This window comes from Constrictibacter sp. MBR-5 (assembly GCF_040549485.1).
In the GTDB taxonomy this organism is placed as follows: domain Bacteria; phylum Pseudomonadota; class Alphaproteobacteria; order JAJUGE01; family JAJUGE01; genus Constrictibacter.
Window position 1 is genome coordinate 105,137 of sequence record NZ_JBEPTK010000002.1, and the last position, 22,683, is coordinate 127,819.

At 68.4% G+C, this 22,683-nt stretch carries 18 protein-coding genes and 1 riboswitch; of the genes, 6 read left to right on the plus strand and 12 right to left on the minus strand.

Annotation, left to right across the window (positions count from 1 at the left end; translation table 11 throughout):
- Positions 1–15: 15 nt before the first annotated feature.
- From ABIE65_RS04500 to ABIE65_RS04520, 5 genes are all read right to left on the minus strand, one after another.
- A complete protein-coding gene (locus tag ABIE65_RS04500) occupies positions 16–2,019 on the minus strand; it encodes an extracellular solute-binding protein (protein ID WP_354075877.1) in 2,004 nt (667 codons plus the stop codon).
- A 66-nt stretch (positions 2,020–2,085) separates the two neighbouring features.
- Positions 2,086–3,054 carry an ABC transporter substrate-binding protein gene (locus tag ABIE65_RS04505; protein ID WP_354075879.1) on the minus strand — a complete coding sequence of 323 codons (969 nt, stop codon included), beginning with the start codon at positions 3,052–3,054 and terminating at the stop codon, positions 2,086–2,088.
- Between the two features lie 4 nt (positions 3,055–3,058).
- The gene (locus ABIE65_RS04510) at positions 3,059–3,829 is read right to left on the minus strand and encodes an ABC transporter permease (protein ID WP_354075880.1); all 771 of its coding nucleotides are present in this window, start codon (positions 3,827–3,829) and stop codon (positions 3,059–3,061) included.
- Positions 3,826–4,527, minus strand: a complete 702-nt coding sequence (locus ABIE65_RS04515; protein ID WP_354075882.1) for an ABC transporter ATP-binding protein — start codon at positions 4,525–4,527, stop codon at positions 3,826–3,828. Before ABIE65_RS04515 ends, ABIE65_RS04510 begins: the two co-directional genes overlap by 4 nt.
- Before the next feature lie 50 nt (positions 4,528–4,577).
- A riboswitch (TPP riboswitch) is annotated at positions 4,578–4,684 on the minus strand.
- Positions 4,685–4,763: 79 nt separating this feature from the next.
- The gene (locus tag ABIE65_RS04520) at positions 4,764–5,531 is read right to left on the minus strand and encodes an HpcH/HpaI aldolase family protein (RefSeq protein WP_354075884.1); all 768 of its coding nucleotides are present in this window, start codon (positions 5,529–5,531) and stop codon (positions 4,764–4,766) included.
- A 285-nt stretch (positions 5,532–5,816) separates the two neighbouring features.
- Here ABIE65_RS04520 and ABIE65_RS04525 point away from each other — a divergent pair, with 285 nt between their 5' ends.
- From ABIE65_RS04525 to ABIE65_RS04535, 3 genes are all read left to right on the plus strand, one after another.
- Positions 5,817–6,305 carry a DUF192 domain-containing protein gene (locus ABIE65_RS04525; RefSeq protein WP_354075885.1) on the plus strand — a complete coding sequence of 163 codons (489 nt, stop codon included), beginning with the start codon at positions 5,817–5,819 and terminating at the stop codon, positions 6,303–6,305.
- Between the two features lie 75 nt (positions 6,306–6,380).
- Positions 6,381–7,439, plus strand: a complete 1,059-nt coding sequence (locus ABIE65_RS04530; protein ID WP_354075887.1) for a hydroxyacid dehydrogenase — start codon at positions 6,381–6,383, stop codon at positions 7,437–7,439.
- On the plus strand, positions 7,436–8,494 hold the full coding sequence (locus ABIE65_RS04535) for a hydroxyacid dehydrogenase (RefSeq protein ID WP_354075889.1): 1,059 nt from the start codon (positions 7,436–7,438) through the stop codon (positions 8,492–8,494). The genes ABIE65_RS04530 and ABIE65_RS04535 overlap by 4 nt, the downstream gene beginning before the upstream one ends.
- 32 nt (positions 8,495–8,526) lie before the next feature.
- Here ABIE65_RS04535 and ABIE65_RS04540 read toward each other — a convergent pair whose 3' ends face one another.
- The 4 genes from ABIE65_RS04540 to ABIE65_RS04555 all read right to left on the minus strand — a co-directional run bounded on the left by ABIE65_RS04540 (position 8,527) and on the right by ABIE65_RS04555 (position 15,192).
- Positions 8,527–9,396, minus strand: a complete 870-nt coding sequence (locus ABIE65_RS04540) for an LLM class F420-dependent oxidoreductase (protein ID WP_354075890.1) — start codon at positions 9,394–9,396, stop codon at positions 8,527–8,529.
- Between the two features lie 74 nt (positions 9,397–9,470).
- The gene (locus tag ABIE65_RS04545) at positions 9,471–12,443 is read right to left on the minus strand and encodes an ATP-binding protein (RefSeq protein WP_354075892.1); all 2,973 of its coding nucleotides are present in this window, start codon (positions 12,441–12,443) and stop codon (positions 9,471–9,473) included.
- 217 nt (positions 12,444–12,660) lie between these two features.
- Positions 12,661–13,809 (minus strand): TAXI family TRAP transporter solute-binding subunit, encoded by a 1,149-nt coding sequence (locus tag ABIE65_RS04550; RefSeq protein WP_354075893.1) that lies wholly within the window; start codon positions 13,807–13,809, stop codon positions 12,661–12,663.
- A 228-nt stretch (positions 13,810–14,037) separates the two neighbouring features.
- Positions 14,038–15,192: a TAXI family TRAP transporter solute-binding subunit gene (locus ABIE65_RS04555; RefSeq protein WP_354075894.1), complete on the minus strand. Its 1,155-nt coding sequence runs from the start codon at positions 15,190–15,192 to the stop codon at positions 14,038–14,040.
- A gap of 163 nt (positions 15,193–15,355) precedes the next feature.
- Between ABIE65_RS04555 and ABIE65_RS04560 the strand changes: the two genes are divergently transcribed.
- On the plus strand, positions 15,356–16,288 hold the full coding sequence (locus tag ABIE65_RS04560) for a 2-hydroxyacid dehydrogenase (protein ID WP_354075895.1): 933 nt from the start codon (positions 15,356–15,358) through the stop codon (positions 16,286–16,288).
- Here the strand turns inward: ABIE65_RS04560 and ABIE65_RS04565 are convergent.
- Positions 16,257–16,943: a TetR/AcrR family transcriptional regulator gene (locus tag ABIE65_RS04565; RefSeq protein ID WP_354076593.1), complete on the minus strand. Its 687-nt coding sequence runs from the start codon at positions 16,941–16,943 to the stop codon at positions 16,257–16,259. The two genes, ABIE65_RS04560 and ABIE65_RS04565, sit on opposite strands and share 32 nt — an antisense overlap.
- 95 nt (positions 16,944–17,038) lie before the next feature.
- On the opposite strand from ABIE65_RS04565, the gene ABIE65_RS04570 reads away from it, so the two are divergent.
- Positions 17,039–18,133 (plus strand): efflux RND transporter periplasmic adaptor subunit, encoded by a 1,095-nt coding sequence (locus ABIE65_RS04570; protein ID WP_354075896.1) that lies wholly within the window; start codon positions 17,039–17,041, stop codon positions 18,131–18,133.
- A 3-nt stretch (positions 18,134–18,136) separates the two neighbouring features.
- Positions 18,137–21,253, plus strand: coding sequence for an efflux RND transporter permease subunit (locus tag ABIE65_RS04575; RefSeq protein WP_354075898.1), 3,117 nt, complete (start codon positions 18,137–18,139; stop codon positions 21,251–21,253).
- A gap of 5 nt (positions 21,254–21,258) precedes the next feature.
- Here ABIE65_RS04575 and ABIE65_RS04580 read toward each other — a convergent pair whose 3' ends face one another.
- Both ABIE65_RS04580 and ABIE65_RS04585 read right to left on the minus strand, forming a co-directional pair.
- Positions 21,259–21,738: a CreA family protein gene (locus ABIE65_RS04580; protein WP_354075899.1), complete on the minus strand. Its 480-nt coding sequence runs from the start codon at positions 21,736–21,738 to the stop codon at positions 21,259–21,261.
- Positions 21,739–21,816: 78 nt separating this feature from the next.
- Positions 21,817–22,533 (minus strand): Bax inhibitor-1/YccA family protein, encoded by a 717-nt coding sequence (locus tag ABIE65_RS04585; RefSeq protein WP_354075900.1) that lies wholly within the window; start codon positions 22,531–22,533, stop codon positions 21,817–21,819.
- Positions 22,534–22,683: the final 150 nt, after the last annotated feature.

Genomic DNA, 22,683 nt, shown 5'->3' on the forward strand with positions numbered 1-22,683 from the left:
AGAGCCTCCGCCGCGTCATCGCATCGCCCGCCGCACGACGAACCAGCCCGCCAGCAGCAGGCCGCCGGCCGCGGCGAACCACAGCAGCAGCCCGTCGCGCGCCTCGGTCACCCCCGGATCCGCCGCGACGAGTTCCGGATTGTTGGCGAGGCCCTGGGCGATCCGTGCCGCCTTTGCCGGATCGAACCACCACCAGTCGGTGTTCGTGCCGTTGGCCGGCGGTGGCCTGTCCGGATAGCCGAACTTGTCCCAGAAGACGACCCGGTCGGTGCGGTTGTGCCAGTTCGGCACGACGTAGTGATGCCACAGCAGCACACGGTCCAGGGCCCGCGTCCGTGCCACCAGGCTCTCGCGCGACGGCGCGGCGATGATCAGGTCGACCAGTTCGTCGATCACCGGATCCTTGATGCCGGCGGTGTTGCGGCTGCCGGGCCGGTCGGCGGCGTCGGAGCCCCAGAATTCCGCCTGCTCGTTGCCGGGCGACCGGCTCTGTCCCCAGCCGCCGACGACGATGTCGAAGTCGTAGCTGCGGATCCGGTTGATGTACTGCGACTGGTCCACCAGCCGCACGTTCGCCTCGATCCCCAGCCGCGCCAGGTTGCGCACATAGGGCAGCACGATCCGCTCGAACGCCTGGCTGTACAGCAGGAACTCGAATCGCATCGGCTCGCCGGTCTTCTCGTTCACCAGCTTCATGTCGCGCACGACCCAGCCGGCTTCTTCCAGCAGGGCGAGCGCCGTCTTCAGGTTCTCGCGCGGCCAGCCGCTGCCGTCGGTCTTCGGCGCGAAATATGGCTCGGTGAAGACCTCCTCGGGCACCCGGCCGCGATACCGCTCCAGGATCTCCAACTCCTCGCCCTGCGGCAGGCCGGTCGCCGCCAGTTCCGAGTTGGAGAAATAGCTCTCGGTGCGCGTATAGGCACCGAAGAACAGGTTTCGGTTGGTCCATTCGAAGTCGAAGGCATAGGCCAGCGCACGCCGCACCCGCGGGTCCTGGAACTGGGCGCGCCGCGTGTTCATCACGAAGCCCTGCATGCCCGTGGGCCGCTGGTTCTCGAACGCCACCTTGCGCAGCAGGCCGCGCGCCACCGCCGGCGTGTCGTAGTCGACGGCCCAGGCCTTCGCCTGGTTCTCCAGGCGCCAGTCGACGTTGCCCGCCTTCACCGCCTGCCGGATCACGGCGTCGTCGCGGAAATAGTCGATGCGGATCCGGTCGAAATTGTTCTGCCCGACATTCACCGGTAGATCTTCGCCCCAGTAGTCCTCAACCCGCTGGAGTTCGACGAACCGCCCCGGCTCGAATTCGCCCACCCGGTAGGGGCCGCTGCCGAGCGGCGGCTCCAGGCTGGTTGCCGAGAAGTCGCGCCCCTCCCACCAGTGCTTCGGCAGGATCGGGAACTGGCCGGCGATCAGCGGCAATTCGCGGTTGTCGCCCGGCTTGAAGGTGAAGCGCACCGTCCGCTCCCCCGTCTTCTCCGCCTTGGTGATGCCGGCATAGTAGAATCGGTAGAAGGGCTGGCCTTGCGTGCGCAGCGTCTCCAGCGACCAGATCACGTCTTCGACGGTGACCGGCTTGCCGTCATGCCAGCGCGCCTCCGGTCGCAGGGTGAATTCCACCCAGGATCGGTCCTCCGGCATGGTGACGCTCTCGGCCAGCAGGCCGTATTCAGTGAACGCCTCGTCGGCGCTGGACACCAGCAGCGTCTCGTAGACTCCGCTGATCGCGGCAGGCGACCCCTTGGGGATGTTCGCGTTGAAGCTGTCGTAGGCACCCTCGGCGGCGAGCCGCAGGGTACCGCCCTTCGGCGCGTCCGGGTTCACATAGTCGAAGTGCGGGAAATCCGGCGGATATTTCGGCTCGCCGTGCATGGCGATCGCATGCACCGTCCGGGCGTCCGCGGCAGGCGCCGCTGCGGTTTCGGACTGGTGGCGTTCCGCCTCCGGCGCGGCTGAATCCTGTGCCGACGCGGCCGCCGGCAGCAGCAGGACGAGGAGGACGGCGGTCAGTGCGGCGCGCACGAGGTCTCCCGGATCAACGACGCAGGGATGATGGGAGACCAGGGCGCCCGGGGCAAGGACGCAGGTCTAAGGCAGCTGTACCGCGTAAGTCTCCACCGCCGGCACCGTCTCGATCAGCCCGCGCTCCTTCAGGAAGGCCGCAAACCGGTCATAGCGCCGCTGGTCGAGCGCCGCCGGGCGGAGGGCGAAGCGCGGAATCGTGTCTTTCCAAGCGCGCCGGTTCAATTCGTCGTCCAACTGGCCGCGATTCCGGATGAAAAGTCGCCAGCTCTCGTCCGGATGATTGATCAGATACTGGACCCCCCGCTCGAGTGCGTCGACGAAGGCGCGGTACGCCGGACGGTCGACCTTGGTCTTGTTTGCGATCAGGATTAATTCGTCGTAAGGCGGGATACCCTCCTCCTCGACGAAGAAGGCCCGGCCGGGATGGCCGGCGATGTCCATCTGGTTCATCTCGAAGTTCCGGTAGCCGCCGATCACCGCGTCGACCTGGCCCGCCGCCAGCGACGGCGACAGCGACCAGTTCACGTTGACCAGGGTGACGTCCTTCAGGGTCAGGCCGTGCGTCTTCAGCACGCCGCCCAGCATCGCCTCCTCCAGGCCGCCGACCGAGTAGCCGACCTTCTTGCCCTTCAGGTCGGCGATCGACTTGATCGGTCCGTCGCGGAGCACGATCACGGTGTTCAGCGGCGTCGCCACCAGCGTGCCCACCCGCATCAGCGGCAGGCCCTGCGCCACCTGCAGGTGCAGCTGCGGCTGGTACGAGACGCCCAGGTCGTACTTGCCGGCGGCCACCAGCTTCGGCGGGTCGTTCGGGTCGGCCGGCTCGTCGAACGTCACCTCCAGCCCGGCCTCCTTGAAGTAGCCGCGCTCGGCCGCCACGATCAGCGGCCCGTGGTCCGGGTTGATGAACCAGTCGAGGATCACCGACAGCCGCTCCGGCCCCTGCGCAGCGGCGGGCGTTGCGGACATCGGCCCGAGCGCCAGGGCGGCGAGGGCGAGGGCGGCGAGGGCGAGGCGGCCCGGCTGAATCATGTATTCAGATCCTCTCGTCGGCGGGAAGCGCGTCGGGTTGCCACGGAATCAGCCGCCGCAGCAGCATGTCCACGGTGAAATACAGCGTCACCGCCATGGCGGCGAGGACGAAGAGCGCGGCGAACATCAGGTCGACCTGCATGCGCGCGTTGGCGTGCAGCATCAGGTAGCCGAGCCCGCCGCGCGAGCCGACCCACTCGCCGACCACGGCGCCGATCGGCGCCACCGCCGTGGCGACCCGCATGCCGGAGGCGAGGGCGGGCAGGGCGGCCGGAATGCGGATGTGGCGCAGCACCGCCCACCGTCCGCCGTTCATGACCTGGGCGAGATCGAGCCAGCCCGGCTCCGTCCGGCGCAGCCCGTCGAAGAAGGCGGCGGTGACCGGGAAGTAGATGATCATCGCCGCCATCGCGACCTTCGACTGGATGCCGTAGCCCAGCCACAGCACCAGCAGCGGCGCGATGGCGAATACCGGGATCGCCTGGCTGACCACCAGCACCGGCAGCAGCCAGCGCCGGGCGGGTCGGAAATAGGCCATCGTCAGCGCCGTCCCGACGCCCAGCGCCAGCCCGAACACGAGGCCCAGCAGGATCTCGGCCAGGGTCGTGCCGGCGTGCGGCAGGATCAGGTCCCAGCGCTGGAACAGCGCGCGCCCGACCGAGAGCGGCGGCGGCAGGATGAAGAACTGCACCCCCGTCACCGTGACCAATGCCTGCCAGGCGGCCAGCAGGCCGGCCAGGATCACCAGCGGACGCAGCGGTCCCGGAACGGTCATGCCGCCTCGCGCGCTGCACCGAGCAGGCCGAGCAGCTCCGCCTGTTCGGCGAGCAGGCGTGGGTCGGCCACGTCGCGGGGGGCCTGCCCGGGCGGCACCGGCGCTTCCTGCAGCGTCGCCGGCCGCCCCGACAGCACCAGGATCCGATGGCCGAGGCGCAACGCCTCCAGCGGATCGTGCGTCACCAGCAGCACGGTGCGGCCGGCCAGCAGCCGCCCGGCCAGCGTCTGAAGCTCGTGCCGCGTCACCACGTCGACGGCGGAGAAGGGCTCGTCCATCAGCACGACCGGCCGGTCCTCGATCAGCGTGCGCACCAGCGCCGCGCGCTGGCGCATGCCGCCGGACAGCGATGCGGGGCGGTCTCCCAGGTTCCCGCCGAGGCCGACGACGGACAGCAGTTCGACCGCCCGGTCGCGGGGAGGGGCCTGCCCACGCAGCCGGCTTCCCAGCAACACGTTGTCGAGCACCGACAGCCACGGCAGCAGCAGGTCCTGCTGGCCCATCCAGGCCATCCGGCCGGCCAGCGGCCGGCCGTCGTCGCAGGCGACCGCCACGTCCGGCCCGTGCGCGACGAGCCCGGCGACCATGCGCAGCAGCGTCGTCTTGCCGACGCCGCTCGGTCCCAGCAGCACCGTCCAGCCGCCGGCGGCGAGCGTCACGTCCAGGTTCTCGAACAGCAGCATGTCGCCGAACGCCATGCGCCGGGCGCGCACGGTGACGGAGAAGGCGGCCTCGCCGCCGGGCGGTCTGCTGGAAATCGCACTGCTCCCTACACCGGTGCGAGCCGGATCAGGTTCCAGGGGTCGTCCGACATGGACCTCTCAGCCGGCACCGCCGGCTCCCCCGAGTGACGTTCGGAACGTGTGCGTCGAAGCAGGGCCGGTCAAGGCCGACGGGTAGAAGACGACTCTCCCACCGGCCGTCGCCGCCTCGCTCAGCCCGTTCCCTTCTTCAGCGTGTCGAGTTGCTGCCGCGCGCCGGCGATCATGCAGGCGACATCGGAGGTCAGCATGACCATGTCGAAGCCGCGCTTCACGGCGGCGGCGGCGAACTCGCCGCTCGCGCAGTGCATGGCGGCCTTGATGCCGTGCTTGTGCGCGGCGGCGAGGATCCTGTCGCAGGTCTCGAGGTGGAGCGGATCGGGATTGTCGGCGCGCGGGGCGAGGCCCAGGGCGAAGGACAGGTCGGCCGGCCCGATATACACGGCGTCGAGCCCGGGCGTGGCGCAGATGGCCTCCAGGTTCTCGATGCCCTCCTTGGTCTCGATCATGGCCATCACGACGATCTCGTCGTTGGCCTTGGTGCCGTAGTCGGCGCCGCCATAATGGGCGGCACGGATCGGGCCGGAGGACCGCATGCCGACGGGCGGGTAACGGCAAGCCGCGACCGCCATCGCCGCCTCTTCCGCCGTGTTCACCAGCGGCACGATGATGCCATAGGCGCCGAGGTCCAATGCCCGCATGATCGGCGCCGGGTCGTTCCAGGCGACGCGCACGACCGGGGCCGTGTCCGTCTGGGAGATCGCCTGCAGCATCGGCAGGACGTCGTTCATCTCCGAGGTCCCGTGCTGCAGGTCGACGCAGAGCGCGTCGAAACCCTGGCGCGCCATGACCTCGGCCGTGAACCCGTGCGAAACGGAGAGCCACCCCAGCGTCACGTATTTGCCGTCGCGCCACATCTGCTTGATCTTGTTCGGTCGCATCGGTGGTCCTCTCCTCCCGTGAATTGTGCGGCGATCGCACGATCGTCGCCGCCGGAACGCTTGGCTTCGGTGTGTCTGCTTCAGCCGGTGGGCGGCTGACGCGGGTCGAGTGCCGGAGACTAGCCGCCGTTCGGCTCCGCGCAAAGGCGACCCCGGCGCCGGTCGCCGCGCGCGGTGGCCGCGGCAGGATGTCCGGTGCGCCCGCCCCGGTGCCTTGCGCCACGCGCCCCCGCCGCTAAGATCCGGCTCCCGCCGGAATGGACGGGCCAGGGTGGACGGAGTGACATGCCGGGACGCGACTTTCTGCGAACGATGGGGCTGGCCGCGATGCTCGCGTTTGCTTCCGCGACGGGTGCGCTCGCCTGCGCGAACCCGCCCCAGCCGGAGCTGCCGCGCTCGGCGCTGCTGATCGAAACCGCGACGGGACAGGAGGGCTTCTCGGTCGAGGTGGCGCGCACGCCGGAGCAGAAATCCTGCGGCCTGATGCTGCGTCAGCGGCTGGGCCATGGCGAGGGCATGCTGTTCGTCCACCAGCCGCCGAGCGAGGCGTGGATGTGGATGCAGAACACGCCGATTCCGCTCGACATGATCTTCATCTCGCCCATGGGCCGCATCGTCCACATCATCCGCAACACGCGGCCCTTCTCGATGGAGACGATCGGCACCGCGGAGATCGTGTCCGGCGTGCTGGAGGTGCGCGCCGGCACAGTCGATCGGCTCGGCATCAAGCTCGGCGACAAGGTCCGCCACCAGGCCTTCGGCGTCGGCGGCTAGGGCGCCGCTTTTCGCGCCGGCCCACTTCGGTCACGATGCCGCGACGATCATAAGAGATCACCCGAGGGAATTCCCGTGACGCGCAAGAACAGCAAGCGGCTCGCCTACTTCGAGTCGTGGTTCCACCCGGTCGCCGACGAGATCCTGGCGCGCCGCCCGGACATCCAACCGGTCCGCCTGGAATATGCCGGCGACGCCGAGGCGAACTGGACCGCGATGGCCGAGGCGCACGGCTACCAGGTTTCGGCCCGGACCGAACTGCGCGCCCCCTGGTTCCCCGGGCGCTCGATGCTGGCGCGGTGTCCCAACCTGCTCGCCGTCTCGTCCACGGGGGCCGGCTACGACGTGGTCGACGTCGACGCCTGCACCGAGATGGGCATCATCGTCGTCAACCAGTCGGGCACCAACAAGGAGGCGGTCGCCGAACACGCCCTCGGCATGATGCTCTGCGTCTCCAAGCAGATGATCCAGTCGGACCGGGCGCTGCGCCGCGACCGCGACTGGGACCGCGGCGGCTTCACCGGCCGCGAGATGCGCGGCAAGACCGTCGGCGTCGTGGGTCTCGGCCAGATCGGCACGCGCACCGCCGAACTCTGCGGCGGCCTCTTCCGGATGCGCGTTCTGGCATACGACCCCTATCTCAGTGCCGAGGAGATCCGCGCGCGCGGCGCCGAGAAGGCCGAACTGGCCGACCTGCTGCGCGAGGCCGACTACGTCTCGGTCCATTGTCCGCGCACGGCGGAGACGCTCGGCATGTTCGGCGCCGCAGAGTTCGCGGCGATGAAGCCGACCGCCTATTTCGTCAACACGGCGCGTGGCGGCATCCACGACGAGCCGGCCCTGGCCGATGCGCTGAAGCGCGGGCTGATCGCCGGCGCCGGCATCGACGTCTTCCTCGACGAGCCGCCGCCCATGGACCATCCGCTGCTCGGCCTCGACAACGTGATCGTCTCCATGCACATCGCCGGCATCACCGAGGAGGCGCGCGAGGCGATGGCCGCCGCTGCCGCGGAGCAGTGGATCACGATCTTCGACGGCAAGCGCGCGCCGCGCATCGTCAATCCGGAAGCCTGGCCCGCCTATATCGCCAGGTTCGAAAAGATCCTGGGATTCAAGGTGGAGGACAACGCATGAACCCGAACGCCAAACGCATCTCCTATTTCGAGTACCTGCCGAACAACGAGGCCTTCAAGGAGGTCGTGGCACGCCGCGCCGACGTCGACCTGACGCGCATGGTCTATGCCGGGCCCGAGGCCGACAACTGGAAGCAGCTGGCGCAGACGCACGTCTATCAGGTGACGGCGGCGCGCGACGACCTGCCCCGCCAGTATTTCGCCGAAGCCGACCTTCTGGCGCGCTGCCCGAACCTGCTCGCCGTGTCGAGCAACGGCGCCGGCTACGACACGGTCGACGCCGACGCCTGCACCGCGGCCGGCGTCCTCGTCGTCAACCAGACGGGCGGCAACAAGGAAGCGGTCGCCGAGCATGTGCTCGGGCTGATGCTCTGCCTGTGCAAGCGCATCATGGAGACCGACCGCTACATGCGGCACACCGGCGGCATCAACCGCAACGCCTACATGGGCACCGAGATCCAGGGCAAGACGATCGGCATCGTCGGCCTCGGCAATGTCGGCTCGCGCGTGGCGCAGATCTGCCGCGCCGCCTTCGACATGCGCGTGCTGGCCTACGACCCGTACCTGACGGCCGAGCAGTGCCGCGAGCGCGGCGCCGAAAAGTCGGAGCTGCACGACCTGATGCGCCAGGCCGACTACGTCTCGATCAACTGCCCGCGCAACAAGGAGACGCTGAACCTGATCGACGAGCGCTGCTACGGCCTGATGAAGCCGACGGCGTTCTTCATCACCACGGCGCGCGGCGGCATCCACAACGAGGCGGCGCTCGCCAAGGCGCTGTCGGAGAAGCGCATCGCCGGCGCCGGCCTCGACGTCTGGGACGTCGAGCCGCCGAAGCCCGACGATCCGCTGATGAAGTTCGAGAACGTCGTCGCCAGCCCGCACACAGCCGGCGTGACCTACGAATCCCGCTGGAAGATGGCGACCTTCGCCGCCGAGCAGGCGATCCAGATCCTCGACGGCGAGCGCCCGCCGCGCCTGATCAATCCCGAGGTCTGGCCCGCCTATGCGCGCCGCTTCGAGGCGATCATGGGCCGCTCGGTCAAGGACGCCTGAGGCACGCCGGGCAGGGCTCCGGGGCGGGGGCGTCACACCCCCCGCATCGCCTCCCTAAATCTGCGCATCCGGTCGATGTGGGCGTCGATGCCCTGCAGGCCGGAGTTCATCGTATTGACCGACAGGTGCGTCGCGTCCAGGTCCTTCCAGGCCTTGGCGCGCGCCGCCCACTCGTCCGGCCCGTCCTGCCCGACGACGATCCAGCTCTCGATGCCGATCTCCGCCGGGTCGCGGCCATATTGCCGGGCATAGTTGCGCAGCCGCTCGATCATCGGTGCGGCCTTCTCCGGCGTCACGCGCACCGGGATCCAGCCGTCGCCCATCCGGGCGCAGCGCTGCAGCACCGGCTCGGCATGGCCGCCGAACCAGATCGGGATCGGCCGCTGGACGGGCAGGGGGTTCAGGCCGGCCTCCTCGATCTTGTCCCACCGCCCGTCGAAGGTGACGAGGTCCTCGGTCCAGAGCCGGCGCAGCAGCTCGACCTGCTCCTCGATCCGCTTGCCGCGCGTGTGGAAGTCCTGGCCCAGGCTCTCGAATTCGACCGGGTTCCAGCCGATGCCGACGCCGAGCCGCAGCCGGCCGCCCGACAGCACGTCGACCTCGGCCGCCTGCTTCGCCACCAGCGCCGTCTGGCGCTGCGGCAGGATGATGATGCCGGTCGAGAAGCCGATCCGTTTCGTGAAGCCCGCCATGAAGCCGAACAGCACGAACGGCTCGTGGAACAGATGCGTGTGGTTGTAGGGGCCCGGCCAATTCGGCCGGTTGGAAATGTCGGCGCCCAGCACGTGGTCGTAGGCCAGGACATAGTCGTAGCCGAGATCCTCCGCCGCCTCGGCCCAGGCACGCACCGGCCCCGGGTCCGCACCGATCTCGATCTGGGGAAACACCGCACCGATCTGCATCGTCTGCTCCCGCCGTTCATTGGTCTCGTGGGAGCTTAGCGCGCGCCGGCCGCCGCCGATATGCACCGGCTGGGCTACGCGTCGATCGCCTCGCGCACCTTTTGCGCCAGATCGGCGCGGCGGAACGGCTTGCTCAGCAGCATCACGCCCTCGTCCAGCCGCCCGTGATGGACGATGGCGTTCGCCGTATACCCGGACATAAAGAGGATCTTCAGCCCCGGAAGGCGCTTCCCCGCGGCCTCGGCCACGGCCTTGCCGGACATCGTGTCCGAGAGGACGACGTCGGTCAGAAGCAGGTCGAACGACGCACCGGCATCCAGCAGCGTCAGCGCCTCCGGCCCGTTGGCGCACGCCTCGACCGCGTAGCCCAGCGCGCGGAGGCTGGCGACGGTGTGGTGCCGCACCGGTTCGTCGTCCTCGACCACCAGGATCCGCTCCGTGCCGCGCGGCACGACCGCCGGTGCGGGCGGCGGCTCTTCGGCCACGGCATCCGCGGCGGCGCGCGGGATGTACAGCCGCACCGTCGTGCCCTGGCCCGGTTCGCTGTAGATCTTCACGTGCCCGCCCGTCTGGCGCGCGAAGCCGTAGACCATGGACAGGCCGAGGCCGGATCCCTTGCCCTGCGGCTTCGTGGTGAAGAAGGGGTCGAAGACGCGGCTCAGCGTCTCCGGCGACATGCCCGCTCCGGTGTCGGAGACGGCCAGCACGATGTAGGCGCCGGGATCGATCTGGTTCTCCGCCGCATAGGCCTCGTCGACGACGACGTTGGACGTCTCGATCGTCAGGCGGCCACCCTCCGGCATGGCGTCGCGCGCATTGATCGCGATGTTCAGCAGGGCGTTCTCCAACTCGCCCGGGTCGACCACCGCCTCCCACAGGTCGTCCGTGGCCATGATCTGGATGTTGATGTTCTCGCCCAGCGTCCGCCGCATCAGGCCTTCCATCCCGGCGACCAGTTCGTCGACGGCCGTGGTGCGCGGCCGCAGCGGCTGGCGCCGCGCAAAGGCAAGCAGGCGGTGCGTCAGCTCCGCCGCCCGCTCGCCGGCCGCCAGTATGGCTGCGGCCTCTTCCCGCACCTCCGGCGGGGCGGCGGCGAGATACTCGACCAGGTCCTCGGCGTGGCCCAGGATCACCGTCAAAAGGTTGTTGAAATCGTGCGCCACGCCGCCCGTCAGCTGTCCGATCACGTCCATCTTCTGCGACTGCCGCAGGCGCTCGTCGGTTTCGACGCGCCGGGTGATGTCGTGGAAATAGGCGGTCAGGCCCTGCTCGTGCGGGAAGCCGCGCACGGCGAACCACGCCTTCATCGGAGGATAGAAGAACTCGAAGCTGACCGGCTGTCCTTCGCGCCGTGCCCGGTGATACTCGCCGTAGATCGGGGTGTCCTCGATCCCGGCGAACTGGTCCCACAGCACCCGCCCCATCAACGTCTCGCGGGGCCGCTGCAACTGCCGTTCCGCCTCCTCGTTCATGTAGACGACGCGCCAGTCGTCATCGAGCGCATAGACCGCGTCCGAGATCGAGCTGAAGATCGTGTCGATCTCCGCCTTCCGCGCGCGGGTCTCCGCCAGCGCGGTCTGGAGCGCGGCGAACGCCTGCAGCCGTTCGATGACGGCGCCCGTCGTGGAGGCCAGCTGCAGGATTTCGCTGGCGTCGTCGGCCGTGAAGGCGCCGGCTTCCTTGTCGCACAGCTGGATGATGCCCAGCGTCGCGCCGTCGACGCTCATGATCGGTACGGCCAGGACGTTGTGCCGCGGGGGCGGTGCCTCGTCCCCGGTACCCGCATGGCCTTCCAGTTCGCTCTGCAGGTCTTTGGCCGTCAGGATAACCGGACGGCCGCGCTCCTCGGTCAGCCGCTGGATCGTCGCCTCGTCGCGCTCGTGCCGATAGTCGCGCCAGGCTGCATAGCCGTCGGCGGTTACCGTTGCGCGGACCTGCTCCATGTCGCCGGGCATGCGCGTGAGCCGCGTGACGACCCTGCGGGCCCCGGTAAGCCTGCGCGCCGCGGTCGCCAGCGCGTCGATGGCGGTCGTAGTGTCGCGCGCCTGCGCCAGACGCGCCGCCTCGCTCGCCAGCAGGGAAAGCCGCTCCGACTGACGCTCGCTCCATGCCCGCTGGCGCTGCGTGTGCCGCAGCACCAAGGCGGAGCCGCCGGCGAACAGCGCCATCGCCAGCAGACCGAGGGCGCCGCGGAACAGCAGGCGTGCGCGCCAGGGCGCCAGCACCTCGATCTCGCTGAGGCCGACATAGACCACCGCCCGGTCATTGGCGGCGCGCCGATAGGCAGTCAGGCGGACCCCGCCGTCCGTCGTGTAGGGCGCGGTGAAGCGGCCGCGGTCGCCTCCGGTATGGAGCCGGCCGAACAGGACGCCGCCGGACAGGTCGCGGCCGATGAACTGCTCGTCGAAGGGGCTGCGGGCGATCAGGATGCCGTCGGTGGTAAAGAGGCCGACGGCACCGCCCTTGCCGAGACGGAGCGCGTCGTAGAAGGCGAGCAGGTAGTCGATCGACAGCGCGGCGCCGGCGACGCCCCCGAAGCTGCCGTCGGGATTGTCGATCCGCCGGGTCACGTTCACGTACCAGCGATCGCGTCCGGCGCCGAGGCCCGACTGCCGCGGCGGCCCGATGATCAGCCGATCGCCGTCGCCGGTTTGGTGCTGTTCGAACTCGGGCAGGGCGCTCGGATCCGCGATGGCCGAGAGAAATTGGTCCGGATTGGCGAGGACCCGACCGTTCGGGTCGATGACGAAGATCGCCTTGGTGGTCGGCGACCGCGTCTGTCGGTTCGACAGGATTGCCCGGACGGCCTCGGGATCCGTCAGGTCCAGCCGGGCGAGCGGGACGATCGAGTCCGCAACCGTCCGCGTGGTGAGGTCGAGGGCGACGAGCGTCTGGCGCGTATGCTCGGCCAGTGCGTCGGTCAGGTTCTCGGCATCCGCATAGGCCGCTTCGACGACCTGCCGCCGGTCGGCGACGCTCTGGGCGGCGATGACGCCGGCCAGCAGGATCGCCACCAGCACGTTCGCGAGAATGATGATGCGGCGCAACCTACGGCCTCACTGCACAAGTGCGCCGTCCGCGGGAACGGTCCGGTCAGCCGAAAGAAGCTGGCGGTGACATGACAAGCTTTAAATACCGGCGATTGCGTCGCCGCTGCTTTGCCCCGCGCTGTTGTAAACATATCCCGGCCGCGTGCGCGGGGGCCAAAGGAAACGGGCGCCGACATGGTCGGCGCCCGCATCCTGCTCTACGTCCGGAGAGGCCCTACTTGAACTCTTTCCAGATCGGGTCCAGGCCGGCGGCCTTCATGCCCTCGTACCGGGCGGCGAGCCACGCGTCGTAGAATTCGCCGCTGGGGTTGCTCGCGACGAACTTCTTCCAGATATCCTGGAGGGCCTTCTGGCGCTGGAGCAGTTTCTCCTGGTTGGCCTGCTCGGCCTCGCCCCACTTGCCGGCTTCCTTGTAGTAGCGGATCGCACCTTCGTGGAAGGGCACCACCCACTTCAGCACCTGCCGGTCGAGCGCATAGCCGCTGGCGGCCGGTGCGGCGTCCTTGAAGTTCGGATACTGCTCGAACATCGCCTTGGTCATGGCGTAGCTCGCGTCGGCGGATCCGCTCGGATAGTTCATCACGACCGGATAGGGATAGCTCGCACCCTCCCAGGCCGGCATGTTGCCCGACGACTCCTTGCACATGTGCGGCGTGAAGTAGGGCGCCAGCGCCTGGACGCGCTTCCAGCCTTCCTTGTCGTCGTGCGGGAGCGGCGGGAAGAGCAGTCCGCGCGGCGAGTTCTGGACCTTCAGGATGTTGCCCGAATTCGTCGTCGAGAAGAACGAGTCGGCCTGGTTGTTCAGGACGGCGTCGAACGCGGCGTTGTTGCCGCCGACGTCGACCGGCTCGACGTCGTTCCAGGTCAGGTCGGCGAAGCGCAGATGCGCCAGCGTGTTGGTGTTCAGCGCCGGCGAGCCCTTCACGCGGGCGACCCGCTTGCCCTTCAGGTCCGCCAGCGTCTTCACGCCGACGTCGGCCGCCGCGAACTGGCCGAGGCAGTTGTCGCCCATCGACATCAGGAGGATGCGCGCTTCCTGCGGGCCCCAGTCCTTGGTGCCGAAGACGTCGACGCCTTCCTGCGAGTAGTAGGTGCCGATGCCGTTGAACGAGAAGTCGACCTTGCCTTCGCGCAGCGGAACCATGCGCGACACGTCGTTCTTGCCCGGCAGGACGCGCAGCGTCACGCCGTAGTTGTTCTTGAAGGCGGCGCCGACGGCGACGGCCTGGCTGTAGCCCGACGAGCCGACGTCATAGGCCGTGACCGCGATGCTCTTGGGCAGCTCCGGTCCGGCCGCGAAGGCACTGCCGGCCGCCGCGAGCACCGTGGTGGCCGCGAGCGTGGCGAAACTTTTCGATGTCATATGATGATCTCCCGTCCCTGGTACGACAGCGGTTCATGCCGCTGATATAGCGTTGCCGCGTTTTTGCCGTTTTTCCGCGCCCGTGTCAAATTTCGTGGCCGGATTCGACGGTGTCGTCGTGTCGAGGCGAACGTCGCTGCGCGCGGAAAACGCGCAGAAAAAGGCCGGCGCGGAGGTCGTCTCCGCGCCGGCGATGTCATCGGTCCTGCAGCCGAACGGCCGGCTGACCTACTTGAACTCTTTCCAGATCGGGTTCAGGCCGGCGGCCTTCATGCCCTCGTAGCGGGCGGCCATCCACGCGTCATAGAAATCGCCCTTCGGCTCGCTCTTGCTGAATTCGGCCCAGATTTTCTTCAGGGCGTCCTGGCGGGCCAGGAGCTCGTCCTGGTTGGCCTGCTCGGCCTCGCCCCACTTGCCGGCTTCCTTGTAGAAGCGGATCGCGCCCTCGTGGTACGGCACCACCCACTTCAGCACCTGGTTCTCGAGCGCATAGCCCGCGGCCGCCGGCGCGGCGTCCTTGTAGTTCGGATACTGCTCGAACATCGCCTTGGTGATGGCATAGGCGTCGTCGGCCGACTGCTTCGGATAGGTCATCAGCACCGGATACGGATAGCTGGCGCCCTCCCAGGCCGGCATGTTGCCGGCGGATTCCGTGCAGACGTGCTTGGTGTAGTAGGGCGCGACCTCGTGCACCCGCTTCCAGCCTTCTTCGTCGTTGTGCGGCAGCGGCGGGAAGAACACGCCGCGCGGCGAGTTCTGCGTCTTCAGGATGCTGCCCGAGTTCGTCGTCGACAGGAACGAGTCGGCCTGGTTGTTCAGGATCGCGTCGAAGGCGGCGCTGTTGCCGCCGACGTCGACCGGCGTCACGTCGTCCCAGGTCAGGCCGGCGAACCGCAGATGCGCCAGCGTGTTCGTGTTCAGCGCCGGCGAGCCCTTCACGCGGGCGACGCCCTTGCCCTTCAGGCCGGCCAGCGTCTTCACGCCGACATCCTCGGCCACGAACTGCGTGATGCAGTTGCCGCCCATCGACATCAGCAGGATGCGCGCTTCCTGCGGGCCCCAGCCCTTGGTGCCGAAGACGTCGACGCCTTCCTGGGCGAAATAGGTGCCGATGCCGTTGAATGAGAAGTCGACCTTGCCCTCGCGCAGCGGGACGGTGCGCGACACGTCGTTCTTGCCCGGCAGGACGCGCAGCGTCACGCCGTAGTTGTTCTTGAAGGCGGCGCCGACGGCGACGGCCTGGCTGTAGCCCGACGAGCCGACGTCATAGGCCGTGACCGCGATGCTCTTGGGCAGTTCGGGGGCGGCGAGCGCACCGCCGGCGGAGAGGAGGGCGGCCGTGGCGACGGCCGTGACGGACAGGGAGGAGGGTACGAACTTCATACGGTAGGGGACTCCATCGAGGGTTCCGTCGGGCTGGAGGTCCGAGCGAACCGGGAAAGTGCGAGCTATCTGGCGGGTACCACTTGCGATGTCAAACGACGGTCCGGACATTGCTAGGAACCACCTTAACGGCCGATGAAGGCCCGCCAGCGGAAAGGACGTCATGGCCATCCTGTTCAAGATCGGCGCCGGGGACCCGGAGCTCTGGAAGCGCGAGATCACGGCACGCGTGCCGGGGCAGGAGTTCCGGAGCTGGCCCGAGGTGGGTGATCCCGACGATATCGAGTTCGTTCTCCTGTTCCGCGCCGAGCCCGGCATGTTCGTGCCGCTGCGCAATCTGAAGGCGATCCTCTGCACTGGTGCCGGCGTCGACGGCATCCTCGCCGACCCGGAACTGCCACGCGACGTGCCGCTCGCGCGCATCGTCGATCCGTGGATGACGACCATGATGGCGCAGTGGGTGATCCACGCTGTGCTGCGGCTGGACCGCCGCATGGACGTCTACGCCGAGCAGCAGCGCCGGGGGGAGTGGCGCGAACTGGAGGAGTGGCGTCCCCAGGCGCCGCGCGTCGGCATCCTAGGCTGCGGCGAGATCGGCGGCTTTACCGGCAGGGCTCTGGCGGGTCTCGGCTTCGACGTCGCCGGCTGGACGCGCTCGCCGCGCGACCTGGGCGACGGCATCCAGGGATTCGCCGGCGCGGCAGGGATGGAGCCCTTCCTGCAGCGCACCGACTATCTGGTCTGCCTCCTGCCGCTGACGCCCCAGACCCAGGGCATCCTGAACGCGCGGACGCTGGCGTCGCTGCCGCAGGGCGCTGCGCTGATCAACGCCGGCCGGGGCGGGCACGTCGTGCAGGAGGACCTGTTGGCCGCGCTCGATTCGGGCCGGCTTTCCGCCGCCTTTCTCGACGTGACCGATCCCGAGCCGCTGCCCGCCGACCATCCGCTGTGGCGTCACCCGAAAGTGACCATCACGCCGCACGTCGCCGGCATCACCAATCCGGTGACCGCCGCCGAGCAGGTCGCGGAGAACATCCGCAGGGCCCTCGACGGCGAGCCGCTGCTCAACCGGGTCGATCCCCGCGGCGGCTATTGAGCGGCGGCTCGGAGTCCGATCCGTGTGCCGCGGCATGCGCCCGCAGGAACGTGCCGACGGCGCGATCGACGGCCCGTTCGCGTTCCTCGGGCGCGGGGTCGGCGTCGACGCAGAGCAGGGCGCGGAGCTGCATATGGCCGACCAGCATGCCGTAGAACTGTTCGGCCGCCGTCTCCGGCTCGGCGACCGACAGGGTACCCTTGCGCGTCTCGGTCTCGAGCCATGCCGCGAGCGTCCTCACGGCATGATCCGGTCCGGAGGAATAGAGTTCCCGGGCCAGATCGGGGAACCGCTCGGCGCCGGCGACAAGCATCCGGTGCAGCGCCAGCGAGGTCGGGCGGAGCATCAGGGACAGGAACTGCAGGCCGAGCTTGCGCAGCACGTCGGTGGGCGTGCCGCCGTGCGGCAGCGTCGCCAGCAGCTCGTCCGTCAGGCCCGCGACGATCGCCCGGAACAGGTCGTCCTTGCTGCCGAAATGATTGTAGATCGTCTGTTTGGCCACCCCGGCCTCGGCCGCGATCGTGTCCATCGCGGCTGCCTCGTAGCCGGCCTTCGAGAACACGTCGGCCGCGGCCGACAGGATGGCCGCGCGCTTCTGCTCGGACGGGCTGCTCCGGCACGGCTTGCTTGCGATTTCCCCGACTCCGTCGTAAATAGACTGATCAGTCTAAATACTAAGCCTTCGATCAACGAGGCAAGTGGACTTCGGTCGGGCAAAGCCGAAACGGGAGCATGCGTGGAGTTTCGATCATGAGGGTCGGGCTGGCGCTGGTGGTCGCGCTGCTCGTCGCGGGCGGGGCCTACTGGTATGCGTTCGAGCGTCCGGCCGGTGCCAGTACATCTGACCGTCCGGCTGCCGCTGCGCCTGCGCCGAAGGCGGAGTCGCCGCGTGCCACGGTCGTCGAGGTGGCGCGGGTCGAGCGGGGCGACGTCGTGCGCAGCATCGGCTCCGTCGGCACGCTCCAGTCGAACGAGTCCGTCGTCATCCGGCCGGAGATCGTCGGCCGCATCGCTTCGATCAATTTCAAGGAAGGCGACCGGGTTCAGAAGGGCAAGCTCCTGCTCAGCCTCGATGATTCGGTCTATCAGGCCGAGCTGGCCGAGGCCGAGTCGCGCGTCCAGCTGGCGCGCCGCAACAGCGAGCGCGCCTCCGAGCTGTTCGACCGCCGCGTCGGCACCGCCCGCACCCGGGACGAGGCGCTGGCCGCGCTGAGTTCGGGGCAGGCGGCCGTCGCCCTGGCCAAGGCACGCATCGACAAGACGCGGATCACCGCCCCGTTCGAGGGCGTGCTCGGCCTGCGGCAGGTCAGCGTCGGCGACTATGTGAATCCCGGACAGGACATCGTGAACCTGGAGGACATCGACCCGATAAAGGTCGACTTCCGCGTTCCGGAACCGTCCCTGCGCGACGTTCGCGAAGGGCAGCAGATCGAGGTCGCGCTCGACGCCTATCCGGGGGAGGCGTTTCCCGGCGAGGTGTTCGCCATCGATCCGCGCATCGACGTGGAGGGGCGGGCGGTCGTGCTTCGGGCGCGGCTGAACAATCCCGACGGCAGGCTCCGGCCGGGTCTCTTCGCCCGCGTGAACCTGATGGTCGAGCGCACGGCCGACGCCCTGCTGGTGCCCGAGCAGGCGATCGTGCCGGTCGAGGGCGGCAACGTCGTCTTCCGCGTCGTGGACGGGAAGGCCGTCCGCACCGCGGTCGAACTGGGCCAGCGGCGTATGGGGCAGGTACAAGTCACGAAGGGGCTCGGCCTCGGCGACACCGTCATCGTCGCCGGCCAGATGAAGGTGCGCGACGGCAGTGCGGTGACCGTCCGCCGCCTTGGAGAGGCGGGCTCCTGAGCCATGGTCATCTCCGACATCTCGATTAAGCGGCCGGTCTTCGCGACGGTTCTCAGCCTGATCCTGGTGCTCGTCGGCATCGTCTCCTACAACAGCCTGTCGGTCCGGGAATATCCGAAGATCGATCCGCCCATCGTCAGCGTCACGACGAAGTATCCGGGCGCCAGTCCCGAGATCATCGAGAGCCAAGTCACCCAGATTCTGGAAGAATCGCTCGCCGGCATCGAAGGCATCGAGCTGATGACTTCGATCAGCCGCCAGGAGCAGAGCCAGATCTCGATCCGCTTCCTGCTCGATCGCGATCCCGACGACGCGGCCAGCGACGTGCGCGACCGCACGGGCCGGGTACGCGGGCGGCTGCCGGACGAGATCGACGAGCCGATCATCCAGAAGACCGAGGCCGACGCCCAGCCGACGATCTACATCTCCTTCTTCAGCGACCGCTTCTCCCAGCTCGAGATCAGCGACTTCGCCGACCGCTATGTGAAGGAGGCCCTGCAGACACTGCCGGGCGTCGCCGAGGTCCGCATCTTCGGCGAGCGGCGCTACTCGATGCGCATCTGGCTCGATCCTGAGCGGATGGCGGCCTACCGGCTCACGACCCAGGACGTCGAGGCGGCGCTGCGTGCGCAGAACGTCGAGATCCCCTCCGGCCGCGTCGAGAGCCAGAACCGCGAATTCTCGGTGCTCTCCGAATCCGACCTGCGCACGCCGGCGCAGTTCAACGACATGATCCTGCGTCAGGCGGACGGCTATCTCGTCCGGCTGCAGGATGTCGGCCGGGCCGAACTCGGCGCAGTGGACGAGCGCCGCATCAACCGTTTCAATCGCCGTACCTCGATCACGGTGGGGGTCGTCAAGCAGTCGACGGCGAACCCGCTGGAGATATCGGATCTGGTCCAGCGGGAGCTGCCCAACGTCCTCGCGGCGCTGCCGGAGGGCATGGAGGCGGCGGTCGCCTACGACCGGGCGCTGTTCATCAAGACGTCGATCGAGAACGTCTACCACACGATCGCCGAGGCGGTCGTCCTGGTCATTCTGATCATCTTCCTGTTCCTGCGCTCGTTGCGCGCGACGCTGATTCCGCTGGTCACCATCCCGGTGTCGCTGATCGGCAGCTGCGCGATCATGCTGGCGCTCGGATTCAGCATCAACACGCTCACCCTGCTGGCGCTCGTGCTGGCGATCGGTCTCGTCGTCGACGATGCCATCGTCATGCTGGAGAACATCTACCGCCATGTGGAGGAGGGGATGTCGCCCGTGCGGGCGGCGTTCCAGGGCAGCCGCGAGATCGCCTTCGCGGTGATCGGCATGACGCTGACCCTGGCCGCGGTCTACGCGCCGATCGGCTTCATCACCGGCACCACCGGCAAGCTCTTCACGGAGTTTGCCTGGACCCTGGCGGGCAGCGTGCTGATCTCGGGCTTCGTCGCCCTGACCCTGTCGCCGATGATGTGCTCGGTGCTGCTCCGCCACCAGACGACGCACGGCTGGTTCTACAATGCCGTCGAGAACGTGCTGGAGGGGATGCGCAGGGGCTACCGGCGCCTGCTCTGGTCGGCGCTGCGGGCGCGGTGGCTCGTACTCGGCGTCGGCATCGCCGTGGCCGGGTTCGCGGTGCTGGTCTTCGGCCAGTTGAAGTCCGAGCTCGCGCCGATCGAGGACCAGGGCACCATCGCCGTGCTGGGCACCGCGCCGGAGGGCGCGACGCTGCAGTACACGGACACCTATGCCCGGCAGATCGAGGATATTCTGGGCTCCGTCCCGGAGATCGAGCGTTCCCTGGTGATCTCCGGTTCGCCCACCGTGCAGAACCTCATCAGCTTCAACCGCCTCGCCCTGTGGGACGACCGCGACCGCAAGCAGCAGGAGATCACCGCGTCGCTGGCGCCGAAGATGTCCCAGGTGGCGGGCCTGCGCGCCTTCGCCACCAATCCGGCGCCGCTCGGGCAGAGCATCCGGTCGCGGCCGGTCGAGATGGTCATCCAGACCAGCCAGTCCTATCGCGACCTGGAGACGATGGTCGAGGAGATCCTGCGGCGCGCCTCGCAGAACGCGCGTCTGCTGAACCTCGACACCGACCTGAAGCTGAACAGTCCGCAGATCCGCGTCGCCATCGACCGCGAGAAGGCCGCCGACCTCGGCATCCCCGTCGCGACCGTCGGCCGCACGCTGGAGACCATGCTGGGCAGCCGGCAGGTCACCCGCTTCAAGCGCGAGGGCAAGCAGTACGACGTGATCCTGCAGCTCGCCGACGTCGACCGGCGCAATCCCCAGGACCTGGCGCGCATCCACGTGCGCGCCGCGGGCGGCCAGATGGTGCCGCTGTCCAACCTCGTGCGCATCGAGGAGGGCATCGCGCCGCGCGAGCTGAACCATTTCGACCAGCGGCGTTCGGCGACGATCAGCGCCAACCTGGCCGACGGCTACGCGCTCGGCGAGGCGCTCGGCTTCCTCGAGGGGATCGCCCGCGACGTCCTGCCGGCGACGGCGGCGATCGACTACAACGGCCAGTCGCGCGAGTTCAAGCAGGCGAGTTCGAGCCTGGTCTTCGTGTTCGCGCTGGCGCTCGTCTTCATCTATCTGGTGCTCGCCGCCCAGTTCGAGAGTTTCCGGGACCCGCTCACCATCATGCTGACCGTGCCGCTCTCGATGGCGGGGGCGCTGGCGGCGCTCTGGTGGTTCGGCGGCACCCTCAACATCTACAGCCAGGTCGGGCTCGTCACGCTGATCGGGCTGATCACCAAGCACGGCATCCTGATCGTCGAGTTCGCCAACCAGATCCGCGCCTCGGGCCGCGAGATGTACGAGGCGGTGGTCGAGGCGGCGTCGCTGCGCCTGCGTCCCATCCTGATGACCACGGGTGCGATGGTGCTCGGCGCCCTGCCGCTCGCCATCGCGACCGGCGCCGGCGCCGAATCGCGCAGTCAGATCGGCATCGTCATCGTCGGCGGGCTGCTGGTCGGGACCTTCTTCACGCTCTTCGTCATCCCCGCCGCCTATACGCTGATCGCCAGCCGCACCGTTCGTGCCGACGTGCACGGCGACCATGCGGGCCACGATCATTCGGGGCATGCGGGGCAGGCGCATGACGCGCCGCACCCGCGGCCGGCCGAGTAGGCGGCCTACTCGGGGCGGGGCGCCCCCTGCGTCGGCCACGCGATGACCGGCACCGTCGAGATCGAGTTCTGCGGCGACCCCTCCACCAGCCGGTCGCTGTAGGAGAGGTAGACCAGCGTGTTGCGCGTCTCGTCGTAGAAGCGCACGACCTGCAGCTTCTTGAACAGGATCGAACGGCGCTCGCTGAACACTTGCTCGCCGTCCTCCATCTCGCCCACGAACCTGACCGGACCGGCCTGCCGGCAGGCGATCGAGGCGTCCGAGGTGTCCTCGGCGAGGCCGAGCGCGCCGCTGATGCCGCCGGTCTTCGAGCGCGCGATGTGACAGGCGACCCCTTCCACCTTCGGATCGTCGAAGGCCTCGATGACGATCTTGTGGTTGGGGCCCAGCAGCTTGAACACCGTGCTGACGCTGCCGACCTCCTCGGCCGCCGCCGGGATGCCCGCCGCCAGCAGCGCTGCGGCCGCGATCGTCCATTTGCGCATCGTCTCGCTCCAAAAGAAAAAGGCCCGGGCGAACCCGGGCCTCGAAGTCTGCCTTCGAAGGTTGGCCTCGGCCGCCGCTCAGTTGCGGTTGCCGAAGATCTGCAGCAGGTACATGAACATCGCGATGAAGGAGATGTAGAGCGCCATCGCGCCCATCACCGACTTCTTCGTGCGCACGTCGCTCTCTTCGTCCTCGACGTACATTTCCTTGATCATCTGCGTGTCGTAGGCCGTCAGGCCCGCGAAGATCAGCACGCCGATGACGGAGATCGCGAACTGCATCGCGTCGCTGCCGATGAACATGTTGACCACGGTGGCGATGATCAGTCCGAACATGCCCATGATCAGGAACGAGCCGATCGGCGAGAGGTCGCGCTTCGTGGTGTAGCCGTAGAGGCTGAGTGCCGCGAAGGCGCCGGCGCTGATGAAGAACACCCGCGCGATGCTCTCGCCCGTGAACACCAGGAAGATGCTGGCGAACGACAGGCCGTAGGCGACGCAAAGGCCCCAGAACATCGCCTGGATGGCGGTCGCGCTGAAGCGCTGCAGCCCGAAGTTCATCGCCAGCACGAAGGCGAGCGGCGACAGGATCACGACCCACTTCAGCGGCGTGCCGAAGATCAGCTGCAGCATCGTCGGCGACGACGCGACGAGCATGGCGACGACACCCGTGAGAAAGACGCCCGACGCCATGTAATTGTAGACGCCGAGCATGTACTTGCGGAGGCCGACGTCGACGGCAGCGCGATCTATCGTCCGCGCGCCGCCATAGGCTCCCCTCTGTTCGATTGCCATTCTGTTCCCCTGTCCGACACACGTTTGGGCCCGCGCAGGATATTGGTCATCCGGCCGCGCCGATCAATGCTTTCCGGGCGTTTACAGGGGCTCGGCGACACCCGCGGCGGCGGCCGTAGTTGTGCCGGCGCCGCGCGCTTTGTATAAGTC

Excerpts from the sequence above, each read along its gene's own strand:
- ABIE65_RS04505 (WP_354075879.1), bottom strand. The coding sequence starts at position 3,054 with ATGATTCAGCCGGGCCGCCTCGCCCTCGCCGCCCTCGCCCTCGCCGCC.
- ABIE65_RS04510 (WP_354075880.1), bottom strand. The coding sequence starts at position 3,829 with ATGACCGTTCCGGGACCGCTGCGTCCGCTGGTGATCCTGGCCGGCCTG.
- ABIE65_RS04515 (WP_354075882.1), bottom strand. The coding sequence starts at position 4,527 with ATGGCGTTCGGCGACATGCTGCTGTTCGAGAACCTGGACGTGACGCTC.
- ABIE65_RS04520 (WP_354075884.1), bottom strand. The coding sequence starts at position 5,531 with ATGCGACCGAACAAGATCAAGCAGATGTGGCGCGACGGCAAATACGTG.
- ABIE65_RS04525 (WP_354075885.1), top strand. The coding sequence starts at position 5,817 with ATGCCGGGACGCGACTTTCTGCGAACGATGGGGCTGGCCGCGATGCTC.
- ABIE65_RS04535 (WP_354075889.1), top strand. The coding sequence starts at position 7,436 with ATGAACCCGAACGCCAAACGCATCTCCTATTTCGAGTACCTGCCGAAC.
- ABIE65_RS04540 (WP_354075890.1), bottom strand. The coding sequence starts at position 9,396 with ATGCAGATCGGTGCGGTGTTTCCCCAGATCGAGATCGGTGCGGACCCG.
- ABIE65_RS04550 (WP_354075893.1), bottom strand. The coding sequence starts at position 13,809 with ATGACATCGAAAAGTTTCGCCACGCTCGCGGCCACCACGGTGCTCGCG.
- ABIE65_RS04555 (WP_354075894.1), bottom strand. The coding sequence starts at position 15,192 with ATGAAGTTCGTACCCTCCTCCCTGTCCGTCACGGCCGTCGCCACGGCC.
- ABIE65_RS04560 (WP_354075895.1), top strand. The coding sequence starts at position 15,356 with ATGGCCATCCTGTTCAAGATCGGCGCCGGGGACCCGGAGCTCTGGAAG.
- ABIE65_RS04570 (WP_354075896.1), top strand. The coding sequence starts at position 17,039 with ATGAGGGTCGGGCTGGCGCTGGTGGTCGCGCTGCTCGTCGCGGGCGGG.
- ABIE65_RS04575 (WP_354075898.1), top strand. The coding sequence starts at position 18,137 with ATGGTCATCTCCGACATCTCGATTAAGCGGCCGGTCTTCGCGACGGTT.
- ABIE65_RS04580 (WP_354075899.1), bottom strand. The coding sequence starts at position 21,738 with ATGCGCAAATGGACGATCGCGGCCGCAGCGCTGCTGGCGGCGGGCATC.
- ABIE65_RS04585 (WP_354075900.1), bottom strand. The coding sequence starts at position 22,533 with ATGGCAATCGAACAGAGGGGAGCCTATGGCGGCGCGCGGACGATAGAT.